General features: G+C 43.7%; 11 protein-coding genes. 6 read left to right on the top strand and 5 right to left on the bottom strand.

The features are described from left to right. Window positions 1-2 precede the first annotated feature (2 nt). Both BW980_RS03735 and def read left to right on the top strand, forming a co-directional pair. Window positions 3-809, top strand: a complete 807-nt coding sequence (locus BW980_RS03735; RefSeq protein ID WP_076453574.1) for a DUF6503 family protein — start codon at window positions 3-5, stop codon at window positions 807-809. Window positions 810-912: 103 nt separating this feature from the next. Beyond that, window positions 913-1,443 carry a peptide deformylase gene (def, locus tag BW980_RS03730; protein WP_076453573.1) on the top strand — a complete coding sequence of 177 codons (531 nt, stop codon included), beginning with the start codon at window positions 913-915 and terminating at the stop codon, window positions 1,441-1,443. On the opposite strand, the gene BW980_RS03725 is transcribed toward def, so the two are convergent. From BW980_RS03725 to BW980_RS03705, 5 genes are all read right to left on the bottom strand, one after another. Then, window positions 1,444-2,709 carry a POTRA domain-containing protein gene (locus tag BW980_RS03725; RefSeq protein ID WP_076453572.1) on the bottom strand — a complete coding sequence of 422 codons (1,266 nt, stop codon included), beginning with the start codon at window positions 2,707-2,709 and terminating at the stop codon, window positions 1,444-1,446. Between the two features lie 81 nt (window positions 2,710-2,790). Beyond that, complete coding sequence (locus tag BW980_RS03720) at window positions 2,791-3,510, bottom strand: hypothetical protein (RefSeq protein WP_083690336.1); 720 nt, start codon at window positions 3,508-3,510, stop codon at window positions 2,791-2,793. Between the two features lies 1 nt (window position 3,511). Beyond that, window positions 3,512-4,513 carry a glycoside hydrolase family 113 gene (locus BW980_RS03715; RefSeq protein WP_076453570.1) on the bottom strand — a complete coding sequence of 334 codons (1,002 nt, stop codon included), beginning with the start codon at window positions 4,511-4,513 and terminating at the stop codon, window positions 3,512-3,514. Between the two features lie 46 nt (window positions 4,514-4,559). Beyond that, the gene (locus BW980_RS03710; protein WP_076453569.1) at window positions 4,560-5,447 is read right to left on the bottom strand and encodes a hypothetical protein; all 888 of its coding nucleotides are present in this window, start codon (window positions 5,445-5,447) and stop codon (window positions 4,560-4,562) included. A 33-nt stretch (window positions 5,448-5,480) separates the two neighbouring features. Next, entirely contained in the window at window positions 5,481-6,200 is a 720-nt protein-coding gene (locus tag BW980_RS03705) for a DUF547 domain-containing protein (protein WP_076453568.1), read from the bottom strand. Between the two features lie 233 nt (window positions 6,201-6,433). Between BW980_RS03705 and BW980_RS03700 the strand changes: the two genes are divergently transcribed. From BW980_RS03700 to BW980_RS03685, 4 genes are all read left to right on the top strand, one after another. After that, window positions 6,434-7,780 carry an NAD(P)/FAD-dependent oxidoreductase gene (locus BW980_RS03700; RefSeq protein WP_076453567.1) on the top strand — a complete coding sequence of 449 codons (1,347 nt, stop codon included), beginning with the start codon at window positions 6,434-6,436 and terminating at the stop codon, window positions 7,778-7,780. Between the two features lie 13 nt (window positions 7,781-7,793). Further along, on the top strand, window positions 7,794-9,374 hold the full coding sequence (locus BW980_RS03695) for a 4Fe-4S binding protein (protein WP_076453566.1): 1,581 nt from the start codon (window positions 7,794-7,796) through the stop codon (window positions 9,372-9,374). Between the two features lie 114 nt (window positions 9,375-9,488). After that, on the top strand, window positions 9,489-9,950 hold the full coding sequence (locus BW980_RS03690; RefSeq protein ID WP_245799930.1) for a toxin-antitoxin system YwqK family antitoxin: 462 nt from the start codon (window positions 9,489-9,491) through the stop codon (window positions 9,948-9,950). Beyond that, a complete protein-coding gene (locus BW980_RS03685) occupies window positions 9,947-12,346 on the top strand; it encodes an alpha-L-rhamnosidase-related protein (protein WP_076453564.1) in 2,400 nt (799 codons plus the stop codon). Before BW980_RS03690 ends, BW980_RS03685 begins: the two co-directional genes overlap by 4 nt. Window positions 12,347-12,351 lie beyond the last annotated feature (5 nt).

The raw sequence follows: 12,351 nt of genomic DNA, 5'->3' as shown, positions 1-12,351 counted from the left end.
ATATGAAGAATTCCCTCTATTTTTTAAGTCTGAGCCTTTTGATAGGCCTATCGTCCTGTAAGCAGGAGGTTAAAAAAAAAGAAGAAACAAAAGCTAGAACCATACAACCGGTAGACCGTGGCACCCTTAGGGAAATAAACAAGGCCGATGCTTTGGTCAACGAAGCCATTGATGCCCATGGAGGCCAAGCTTATGACACGGCCTTCTACGGGTTTACCTTCAGGGGAAAAGAATACACTTTTCACAACAAGGGAAAAGCATATACCTACTCGGTTACATTTGGAAAAAACGGACAAGACACCTTAGATGTTCTTGACAACGGAAAGTTCGTCCGTAAGGTAAACGGCAAGCCTATAACACTATCGGAAAAAGACGTCATAAAACACACCGAAGCCTTAAACTCGGTCATCTATTTTGCAACCCTGCCCCACAAACTAAAAGACAAGGCCGTAAATAAAACCCTAATAGGGCGAACAAAAGTCAAGGGCGGAGATTACAAGGCCGTAAAAATCACCTTTGATCAAAATGGGGGCGGCACCGACCATGATGACGTCTTTATGTATTGGATCAACCCAAAAACAAAGACCGTAGACTATTTGGCCTATAAATACAGCACCAATAACGGGGGAGTACGCTTTAGAAGCGCCTATAACCGAAGAAATGTAGACGGAATCGTATTTCAAGACTATATCAACTACAAGGCCCCAATAGGCACTCCCTTAAAACAACTGCCCGAGCTCTACGAAAAGGGAGCACTAGAAGAGCTATCGAAAATAGAAACGGAGAAGGTTGTAAATTTAGCCCAGTAAATTACCTCGGGGCAAGCCGGTGAGGTATTAAAAGGAGTACACCTTGATTTCGAGGCCAACCTCGGAACATTTAATCTCGATTATAGAGTAAAAAAAATAAAACATGGCAGTTCTTGAGGTAATTAAAATGGGCAACCCCCTATTGCGGAAAGTATCCGAAGCGGTAGACATCGATGAAATAAAGTCCGATGATTTCCAAGGCTTTGTAGATGACCTCATCACTACCATGCGCAATGAATCGGGCGTGGGTATAGCAGCTCCGCAGGTGGGCGTCCTTAAACGGGTGTTTACTATGGAAGCGAAAAAGAACGAGCGCTACCCCGACAAAAAGTCCTTTCCTTTATCGGTAGTGATCAACCCTACGATCGAAACCCTATCGGATGAAATGATAGATAGTTGGGAAGGCTGCCTTTCCATACCTGGAATACGCGGCCGGTTAAAACGCTACAAAACCGTAAAACTCAGCGGATACGATATAAAAGGAAATAGGTTCGAGATGGTTCTTGACGATTTTTCGGCCATAGTGGCCCAACATGAACTCGACCACCTCAACGGAGTACTATTGGTCGACCGTATGCCTTCTATGGAAACCCTTACCTTTCAAGAAGAGTACGACACCTATTGGAATGTTTGATCAAAAGTACTGCCCGATTCCGAATACTAATCCCCTCGAAGCATCTTTTGTAATGCCGTAGCCATAATCGATCCTGAAAATAGCATTAAAGATGCGCTTGTGCATCAATCGAAGTCCTATCCCAGGGTAGATACGAATGTTTCGGTCGTCTGAAAAATCGCTAAAACTACCGCCAGGGTTACGCCAAGACCCCCCATCGACAAAAAAATTGCCCTGTAGTACGAACCAATTTTCATCGATCAGCGTATGCCGGTATTCGGTATTAAAAACGATGGCCCCCGTACCGCGGTCAATGGTATTGCCCACCCCACGAATATTGAGGTTATTATCGACCGTAAATGGTGCAAAGGGACTATTTACGTTACTGGCCAGCCCCAGTCGCAACCGATTTGCCCAATTGCCTTTTTTCCCTACCCGCTTGTAGTAAACAAAATCGTTGAAACCGATCAAAAATTCGGGCAGCTTGCTATTGCTACTGCCCACATATTGAAAGTTAAGGGTACTTTTAAACCCCTCTAAATAATAGAAATAATAGACGATGTTCTCGTAATTGTAGATAAACTTCATAAGATGCTTATCTACTTTTAAGGCCTGTGGCACGCTCGTACTCGTCGCCCCCGACAGATAGGTGTAATCTTCAGAAAAAAGACTTCCACCCAGCTCTATCCGATGGTTAAAACTGAACTCATGCAATCCCATAAGCTCAAAACCTGTGTTATTGTACCGATAATCGGCCGTGGTATTTTCAAAAAACACGGGCTCTTGGGTAGTAAAATTGTTATAACTGACCGATAATCCTGTAGTTTTACTAAATAGATGAGGGGCCCTCAGTCCCACACCAAAAGAATTAAAAGTATCATACTGGTAGAAGCCTCCTATGGTAATCCCCCTTCCCAAAAAATTAAACTCCTGAAGTCCCACCCTAAATGCAAAGGCATCGTTAGAAGAGGAAAAGAGATTGGCATAGGGAATTAAAGTGAAATTTTCCTCTACGTTGTAAGACACCTCATACCCATTGTTCCGAGATACGGTCACTTGATAATACGCATGTGAAATAGACGGAAGCCTTTGAAGCCGCGCCACATCTTCTTTCAACAGCACAGAATCTAAAGGCATACCCGGTTGAAGCCCTACCAATTTTTTCAAAAAAGAGACCTTAGTCCGCTTAGTTCCCTTGATATAGACCTCGAGCACCCTTCCTTCTTGCGCCCTAGAAGGCCACCCTAAAAGGATAACAAGAAGAAAAACGAGTATTCTTAAAACCATGCCCTAGTGTGTAACGCCATAAATGTAAATTGTATTCTTCATAAAATTATCACAGTAGGCGATAGGGGGCGGTTTATTTTTTTAGAATTCTATTTCAGAAAAAAGGTTCACCCAATTATCTTCACTTACTGCCATCAAAGTAAAACTATAGGTATTATCGGCTTTCAATGTCGGAGGGGTACCTTTAGTAATGTTCAATACTACGTTTTCAAGGTCGTAATATTGAAACCGACGCTCATAGGTATAGGTTCCTGAAATAAAATTATCATCGCTATCGGAAACGACTCCAAAGTAAATCCTTGAATCCGTATATTTCCCATCGGTCCAATTAAAAAGGGGCGAGCCAGTATCCGTCGAATCAACAACAATACTCTGTTCGGTATATTCCGTAGGCTTTGTATGATGTTTTAGCCGGATGGGGTTTGACAAATGGATCTTCCCCCCTTCTTCAAAGGAAACAATGACCCATTTTTCCTCGGTCACCACTACTTCGAACTTTTTGAGATATCCGTTAAAGACGTCGAACACAGGGTTGTCTATGCGGTAATACTGTTCAAAGTCATCTTTTGGAACCTTTATGTTTTCGGTTTCATAATAGCGTACGTTGCCCGCCCCGTCCCTCGGGTAGAAAAAAACGCTTACCATATGATCGTTCTCATTACTTGCGGCGCATGCGATTACATTATCGAGTACGGGAGCGTCTTGCTTCAGGGCATCGCTAAGGGTTACGTCTTGATTTTCAAGATCGGAAGAGCATCCGACAATCAAGGCCAAAAGAGTAAAAAGAACAAGGGAACGCATATCAATACTTTTTATAGACTTTTTTAATCACCTCTTGTGCCGGTTTGTTCTGTGGTGTAAATCGATTATCGTTTTCCCCACCTGCTTTATCATGGTCGATAAACCATTTCCAGACATAACCGCCCGCGAACCAGTCTTCCCCCCAAAACTCATCAAAAAGTGCCTGTTTGGCATTTACTTGCGCCTTTAGGTTCACGTTTTCTTGGTTACGATCCACCAGCCACGGCTTCTTTGCCGTATAATCCATACTTCTATACCCAAATTCGGTAAAGAGTACAGGTCTTCCGGTTTTTTCGGCCAAGGCTGCCATATCAGGTTTCCAACGTTGCCAGCCCTCACGCAACTGCTTGACCGAAGGGGTCTTCTCATCCGACAGCGGAAAATACGCATCTATTCCTATATAATCCAAATCTTTCCAAAAAGGCACCCTCGGATACTCATCCCAATTGGCCGCATACGTCAGTTTTCCCTTATAGACCGTTCTGATTTTTGCAATCAGTTTATGCCAGTATTCGGGCCTATTCGTTACAAATTTTTCAAGTTCGGTACCGATACAGAATATTTCCGTGCCTGTTTCTTGCGCCATTTCGGCGTAGGTCATTATAAATTTTTCGTAAGAAGCTTCGAGTTCTTGCCAGTGCGCTTCGGAATTCATGTGCAGGGTTCCGGTAAATTCACCACGCCATATCCATATTTGCGGCTTTACCATGGTCTTTATACCATTTTGATGCAAGAGTCCGATATACTGCATGGCCCCTTTCTTGGTCTCGCCAAACCACTGTCTATCGGTATTGAAGATTATTTCGGGCGAATTGACATCCCTGATAAAACCAAAGGGCATTACGGCGGCATGGTTGGCATACACCTGTTTTACCTCTTCAAGGTGGGTTTGCAAAGCTTCACTTCTAGAAGCCACGAAACTTACCCCGTTTATTTTTTCGGGGACTTGGCTCGTACACGAAAACTGGAGAAAACATAAAAAAAGGAGTCTTACTATACGCATGTATCACTGAATAAGACTCCTAAAATACGGTATTTATGATCAGCTTTTAAAAAATAGCCCTTAAGCCCAAATTAAAGGTTTGTCCGAGCCCTGTGTTGCTACCACGTACAAAGTTGGTATATAGCGCCTCTAGGTTTAGGGCTTGGGTCAATTGATACTTGGCACCTCCACCCAAAGCCGTAAAGTCTTGCGAAAAGTCATTGCCCAAATCGATGCGTTGCGAATGTTGGGCCAAGGCCAAGACGGTAAATTTTGAACTGGGAAAATAACTCAGAAAAACCCCAGGGGTCAAGTTCAGGCTATTATTGGCAAAACTTTCTTCCTTATCGCCGAAACTCAGTTCCGAATTCAGTTCACTGAACAATTGCCATTTGTTTCCTGGAAAGGTATAATCGTAGAAAAAACGGTTCTGCCACACATACCCTTTCTGATCCAGAAAAACCCCATTTTCGGTTTCATTGTCTACCAAGGGAATAAAGAAGGAACTTTGAATCGAAAAGTTACTGATCGACCTAAAGGGCACAAATTTGACCGATGGCGCTATAGAGGTAAGTCCTGAACGGGCCGTATCACGGTCACCGTCAAAAGAAAACACATCTAGGGCCGAGCGGTCGCCTATAACGTTCGAACGAAATTCGAAAATGGCCCCTACGTTCCAGCGTTTGTTCTGTCCCACTCCGGTGTAAGCTTCCAAGGTAGAAGTAAAAAACGTCTGCCGTGGTTCTTTACCATCGGTAAAAGTACTTTCTGTTTGGGTGTAGAGGTTATTGAACCACTTGAGGTCTATCTGCCCCTTGCCTATTAGTTTTGAGGGCGTATATTGTTGAATATTGCTTTGCGCGCTTTCGTCTTGGTCCTTATCGTTTTGGGAAAAGGCTATACCCGTAGTCAAAAGCAGGGCGGATAGAACAAGATTTCTTTGTATTGATTTCATAAAATATAGTTTATAGTTAAAAGTTGGTGGAACTTATTTGACTTCGTTCAATGTCCAATCGTATGGATAATAGGAAACCTTCGTTTTTTCAGGAAGCGGTTCAGTTTTATACTTGTTTATAAAGTCTATCAAGCCTTGGCCGTTTTGTGTAAAATCGCCCTTGTACCATTCAAAAATCTGGGAAACCCTTACTTTGTTCTTATTCAATTGAATGAACTGCAGGTCATTCAGTGCCAAGCGGGTCTGCTTATCAAGCTGCGCATCCAAAGTTGTGGGCAGATAGGCTTCAGCGATAATCGGAGGACATCCCAGACCACCGCATACCAAGACAAAATGAAAGCGTGCCTCTTCAGGGAATTTTGCACGTAACAATTTGTTCTCAATATCATTAAGGGTAGTCTTTTTACCCCCTATTTCGTATTTCTTCCCATCGAAAAATCCGCCCACATCCAAAGGCGACCTCAACGGATAATTATCTATGACCCCCTTGATCACAAGCAAGTTGTAACCATTAATATAAAACGCTTGGTATTCGTTGGCATTGGTTTCCGACACGGTTATGTGCTTAGCCTCTTCGAGTAGTTCGTTCAAGTCCGATGGATTTTCCTTTATCGCCCGATAATGAACCCGACCATTTGAAACATTGGCCTTAAAAAAGGCATCCGCCTTTGTAAAAAAATCAGTAGTGCTCTGTCCGAAAGCCCCCGATATGGTGGCCAAAGAAAATGCTAAGGCCAAAATTGAATACTTCATGATTTGATAGTTTCGTTGTTATACTTGAGGCTTCGTCGAGACAATTTCAACATCCATACAAAAAAGAACCTTTTTTTACATATTGTTCAAAATTTTAGAAATCAAGGCATTACATGTTCGTTTTTCACCTCTGAACCTTACAGAAAAATAAAAATTTAAAATGGTTCTAAATTAGAAAGGTAGGTTAAGTAGTTATCTTTAAAAACGACAGAACACACAATTATCAGAATAATATGGAGCATATCGTCATTATTGGCAACGGAATTTCGGGCGTAACGGCCGCAAGGCACATTCGTAAACTCTCGGACAAGAAAATTACCATCATTTCGGCAGAGACCGATTACTTCTTTTCGCGAACGGCCTTAATGTATGTATATATGGGCCATATGAAGTTCGAACACACCCAGCCCTACGAGAACTGGTTCTGGAAAAAAAACCGAATCGAATTGGTAAAAGACTACGTCACCCAAGTCGACCCCGAGAACAAACGTTTGGTTCTTACCGAAGGGAAAACCATGGACTTTGACAAGTTGATAATTGCTACGGGTTCTAAACCTAATAAGTTCGGTTGGAAAGGGCAAGATCTCAAGGGGGTTCAAGGGTTATACTCCAAACAAGACCTTGATCAGCTCGAAGCCGATGCCCCAAACAAAGATGCTTGCAATCGTGCCGTAATCGTCGGCGGGGGATTGATCGGTATAGAATTGGCCGAAATGCTCAGAAGCCGGGAAATACCGGTAACCTTTTTGGTCCGTGAGGAAAGTTTCTGGAACGGGGTTTTACCCAAGGGTGAATCTCAGATGATCAATGAACATATTAAAGAACACCATATCGACCTTAAGTTAGGCACGAATCTTGTTGAAATCCTGCCCGATGAAAACGGTCGGGCCAAGGCCGTAGTTACCGACAAGGGAGAAACCATTGCCTGCAACCTGGTAGGCTTGACGGCGGGTGTAACCCCCAATATCGATTTCCTGAAAGATTCGGGCATTGCACTGGGAAGAGGCGTGAAAGTAGACCGCTTTCTTGAAACCAATATAAAGGGAATTTACGCAATCGGCGATTGTGCCGAACAGCACGAACCCATAGGAAACCGACGTCCCATAGAGGCGGTTTGGTATACCGGACGAATGATGGGCGAGGCATTGGCACAGACCATTTGCGGTAAACCCCGAAAATATAGCCCGGGCCATTGGTTCAATTCCGCCAAGTTTCTCGACATCGAGTACCAAACCTATGGGTGGGTCTTTAGCGAAAGAACAAAAAAAGAACACGAAAGCCATTTTCACTGGCGGCATCCTTCCGAAAAAATCTGTATTACCGTAGCCTACGATAAAGATTCCAAAAAATTTCTAGGCATCAACACCTTCGGTATTCGCATGCGTCACGAAATATTTGACCGATGGCTCACCGAAGAACGTAACGTCGATTACGTCATGCAATATCTAAAAGACGCCAATTTCGACCCAGAATTCTATTCACATTACGAAGAGCAGATCATCTCAAAATACAACTCGGTAATGCAAACCAGCCTATCCGTAAAGAAAAAGAGCTGGAAACGAATTTTCAGCAAAGCTTAACCCAAAATAAAAAATGAAAGCAATAAAAAACTTAGGTCTAATTATTTTCTTAATAGGACTTGCCATTTTTACAGCCATTCCTGTATTGGGCACGTTCAGGTTAGACCAGGGCACCTTTGACGAAATCGTAAAGGAGAAGAACATCAAGAGTGATGGTTTTATTCAATCTATAAACGAAAATGTAGTCGGCAAAGATTTCAAGGGCATGTTAAGCCTATCGCCAGTAGTCAGTTCGGCCATAGATGCGGCCAATAGTCAGCACAGAAAAAACAAAGAATACAATAAGGTAATCTATACCTCCGGTCATGATATGGCCGCCTTGGTCGGCAAGAAATCCGGAACCGGGTTTATTGCCCAAAACAAAGGCCTGATGTGGTTCTTTACCTTTGGCCTGGGCATTATCGGTGCACTAATGTTCATTCTGCCCAATGTTATTTTATTGGGCAAAAAGGGAATCAAGAACAACGGCATCTACCATGAGAGCGCCACGAACCGAGGTTGGATCGCGTGGATGGTCTTTATATTTCTGGTCTCGTTTTACCTAGTTCTATATTTCAGGCCCGAATTTGCCGTAAACTGGACCTTTCTTGTAGACCCCATAAGCGAAAGCCTAAGTGGAAACCCTGCGGGACATTGGTTTGTATACGGCTTTATGTATTGTGTAGTCATGACGGTAATGGCCGTTCGTATGTACATCAAATACCGACACAATATGTACCAAGTGGTTCGGACCACATCGGTACTCTTCTTTCAAATTGTCTTTGCCTTCTTGATTCCTGAAATAATGGTGCGTTTACAAATGCCCTATTACGACTTCAAGAATGCCTTTCCCCTAGACTACGATTTCTTTTTTCAGTGGAACTTAAAAGAACTTCTCAATAGCGGAGGCATTGGCTTGTTCATTCTTGTTTGGGGCATTGTTCTCACTTTGGTTATCGTACCCGTAATGGTGTATTTCTTTGGAAAAAGATGGTACTGCTCTTGGGTCTGTGGCTGTGGAGGATTGGCCGAAACCTTAGGTGACCCTTACCGTCAGCATTCGAGCAAATCATTGTTTTCTTGGAAGGTAGAGCGTTGGCTGATACACGGCGTTTTGCTTTTTGCCATAGTGATGACCGGTATGACGCTATATAGTTTCTTTACGGAGTCTAGCACCATATTCGGCATAAAGACCCAAAGTGTTCAAAATACCTATAGCCTTTTGATCGGAGCCATTTTTGCGGGGGTTATCGGCACCGGGTTCTACCCTATTTTCGGTAACCGCGTATGGTGTAGGTTCGGATGTCCTTTGGCCGCCTACCTTGGCTTCGTACAACGTTTTAAATCACGTTTTAGAATTACGACCAATGGCGGACAGTGTATCTCTTGCGGAAATTGTTCCACCTATTGCGAACAAGGTATTGACGTACGGGCCTATGCCCAAAAGGGAGAGAATATTGTACGCTCTAGCTGCGTAGGTTGTGGCATATGTTCCGCCGTATGCCCAAGAGGTGTGCTAAAATTGGAGAATGGCCCGGAAGAAGGACGTATCAACCCAACCGAAGTACTATTGGGCAACGATGTTGATTTAATGGAGCTGGTCAACAAAAAATAATACGTTAGCTCAAAACAAGAAGCCCTTAAATGAAATTGCCCTAAGGCGTAAGTAGTACCCTGCCTTAGCGACCAATTAGCAACACTATAGAAAATGTTCGTAAAACTCTTTGTCATGGCTCTTCTAGTGCTGTCGGGGCTTACACCCGATAAGGACGGCACATACCACAAAGCGTATTTTCAGAACGGGACCTTAAAGGCCGAAGGTTGGCTACAAAACGGAAAAAAAGTCGATTATTGGAAGTTTTACCACAACAATGGACGGATTGCCGAACAGGGGCACTATCAAAACGACCAACGTACCGGCTACTGGCACTTCTTTGACCGTAACGGAAAAACGGTTCAAGAAGGACATTTTAAAAATGGCAAGAAATGGGACTGGTGGTTGTTCTACGACGCCCAGGGCAAAGTCAACCATAAATGTCAGCTGAGCAACGGCCTAAAAAACGGATATTGCCTTAAGTATATCAACGAAAAACTAACTTCCGCAGAAAAATACAGAAATGGCAAAAAAATCAACGAGTGGTTTAGTTTTAGTAGCTTTAGACGCGAAAACAAGCTCTCCGACCTAAAATGAACCTATATCTTTCCATCTTTCTTTTTTGCTCGCCACTATTCCTCTTAGGGCAAAGCGAACTTAACTATCCGGAAGTGCTATATCCACCTCAGGCCATCAAGGCCAATTGGGTGAGCCATCCCGACATTCAGGGTGGGGAAGACCGGGCTATATTGTTCCGAAACGAATGGATGGTAGACGACCCTTCGGAAGCATTCATTATAAATATTTCAGCGGACAACCATTACTTCTTGTTCGTAAACGGCAATTTGGTGACGCATGGCCCCCAATTGAGCGATATACGCCATTGGAAATACGAAACCATAGACCTCAAGACCTATCTCAAGACCGGCAAAAACCTGATCGCCATAAAGGTGGTCAATTATGGTAAACGTAGATTTTACGGCATGCAATCGATTTTTACCTCACTTATGGTAAACGGGGCGACCGAAAATGCAAAAGTACTGAACACCTCGGGCAAAGACGATGGATGGAAATGCTCCATAGACGATTCGTACCGAGCCTTGGAAGTAAATTGGAGAGGTGGCGGCCCTAAATCTATCGTAGGTGGTTTTTACGCGAACAACCCCACTGATTTTGTAGACAAAAACCACTATCCTACCGACTGGGAACAGGCCGATTTTGATGATTCCGAATGGGTTGACACCCAATTTTTTGAAGGGGCCAGCAGTATGGGCGGATCCATGGCCTATTTGCTTGAACCGAGAAACCTACCCTTGCTCACTTGGGAAAAAGAAGGCATAGGACATACGGTAAGAAGCACCGACATTGACGTTTCCGAATTTCCGGTTTCAGGCAAAACCGTGGTTCCCGAGCATAAAAAAATACGCTTTCTCATCGACCGGAAGTATGTCACCAATGGTTTTCCCGAGCTTATTTTCAGTAAAGGAAAAAACGCCCATATCAAAATCAAATACGCCGAAAACCTTTTTGGACCCAAAGACACCAAGGGAGACCGAAATATTATAGAAGGAAAAGAGCTGCTAGGGTATTACGACCATATTGTATCGAACGGAAAAGAACGGCAAAAATTCACCCCCAATTGGATGCGCACCTTCCGCTTTGTAGAATTTGAGATAGAAACCAAGGGGCAAGAATTGGTACTCGACAGTTTTATCAACTACCGGTCACGGACCCACATCCCCTCCATAGCCCGGTTTTCATCGAGCAACGAAACGTACAATGCCATCTTCGACATCTGTAAAAGAACGGTAGACATCTGTACCCAAGATTATTTCTTGAGCGATGCCTATTACGAGACCATGCAATATGTTGGCGACACCAAAATCCACGCGCTTCTTTGGCAGGCTATGAGCGGTAACCTCGCACATACCAAGAACGCCATTGAACAGTTCCATCGGTCACGAGATGCCGACGGCAATATCTTGGGCGCCTATCCCCTGCGATCAACCTTTATTTATCCCACCTATTCCTTGGTTTGGGTAGATATGGTCTATGACTATTACGAACTTACGAAGGACACCGACTTTATCAACAGTTATAAAGACGGTATAGTACACACCTTGGCCGGTTTTGAAAAGAACATGAACGAGCTGAATTTGGTAAACGAAACCCAGTACCGCTATTTTGTAGATTGGTATACCGGCCCCAACAACGGAGGCGGTACGGCCACCAAGAACAATGGTAAGAATTCCGCCGTAGTAAGCCTTCATTATGTACATGCACTTCAAAACGCCGCGCGCCTGTTCAACGCCATAGGGGACAAACACACGGCCGACACCTACCTCGACCGGGCGATAGCCATTAAAAACTCGGTCTACAAACTCTGTTTTGACCCGAACAAAAATATTTTTGCCGAACGGCCCGACAAGACCGTTTACGACCAGCACACCAATATCATGGCCGCACTCACCGATGCCATTGCCGAAAGCGAACAAAAGGCTCTGTTGTCAAAAATATTGAGCGACCCCAAACTGTTGCAGGCCACTTATTATTATCGCTACTATTTATTTGAAGCCATAAAAAAAGTCGGGGCACCCGAGCTTTTCGACCTTGCCCAACGACCCTGGCAAGATATGATCGACAACCATATGACCACTACCCTTGAACGTTTTGAAAGCGATAAAAAGCCCACACGCTCTGAAGTACATCCATGGAGTGCTTCCCCTGCCTATTTTTATTTTAATTATTTAGCGGGAATAAAATCGGTAAAGAACGATTTTCAGGAAATTGAGATAGCTCCCGTTTTCGGCATTCTCGAAGAGATGGAAGGATTGCTTCCTACCTCAAAAGGAAACATCCTTTTCAAGCTAGAAAAAACAAGATCGAAACTTTCCGCAGAAATTACAGTTCCTAAGGAAATGTCGGGCAAACTGGTTTGGAACGGAAAACAAATCCCTTTAAAACAAGGCCAACATACCTACATTCTAAAATAAGTCTC

This window comes from Zobellia uliginosa (assembly GCF_900156625.1).
GTDB lineage: Bacteria > Bacteroidota > Bacteroidia > Flavobacteriales > Flavobacteriaceae > Zobellia > Zobellia uliginosa.
This window is presented reverse-complemented; position numbering and strand designations above follow the sequence as displayed.

Bases quoted from the DNA above. Each gene is read 5' to 3' on its own strand.
- BW980_RS03735 (WP_076453574.1), top strand. From the start codon at position 3: ATGAAGAATTCCCTCTATTTTTTAAGTCTGAGCCTTTTGATAGGCCTA.
- def (WP_076453573.1), top strand. From the start codon at position 913: ATGGCAGTTCTTGAGGTAATTAAAATGGGCAACCCCCTATTGCGGAAA.
- BW980_RS03725 (WP_076453572.1), bottom strand. From the start codon at position 2,709: ATGGTTTTAAGAATACTCGTTTTTCTTCTTGTTATCCTTTTAGGGTGG.
- BW980_RS03720 (WP_083690336.1), bottom strand. From the start codon at position 3,510: ATGCGTTCCCTTGTTCTTTTTACTCTTTTGGCCTTGATTGTCGGATGC.
- BW980_RS03715 (WP_076453570.1), bottom strand. From the start codon at position 4,513: ATGCGTATAGTAAGACTCCTTTTTTTATGTTTTCTCCAGTTTTCGTGT.
- BW980_RS03710 (WP_076453569.1), bottom strand. From the start codon at position 5,447: ATGAAATCAATACAAAGAAATCTTGTTCTATCCGCCCTGCTTTTGACT.
- BW980_RS03705 (WP_076453568.1), bottom strand. From the start codon at position 6,200: ATGAAGTATTCAATTTTGGCCTTAGCATTTTCTTTGGCCACCATATCG.
- BW980_RS03700 (WP_076453567.1), top strand. From the start codon at position 6,434: ATGGAGCATATCGTCATTATTGGCAACGGAATTTCGGGCGTAACGGCC.
- BW980_RS03695 (WP_076453566.1), top strand. From the start codon at position 7,794: ATGAAAGCAATAAAAAACTTAGGTCTAATTATTTTCTTAATAGGACTT.
- BW980_RS03690 (WP_245799930.1), top strand. From the start codon at position 9,489: ATGGCTCTTCTAGTGCTGTCGGGGCTTACACCCGATAAGGACGGCACA.
- BW980_RS03685 (WP_076453564.1), top strand. From the start codon at position 9,947: ATGAACCTATATCTTTCCATCTTTCTTTTTTGCTCGCCACTATTCCTC.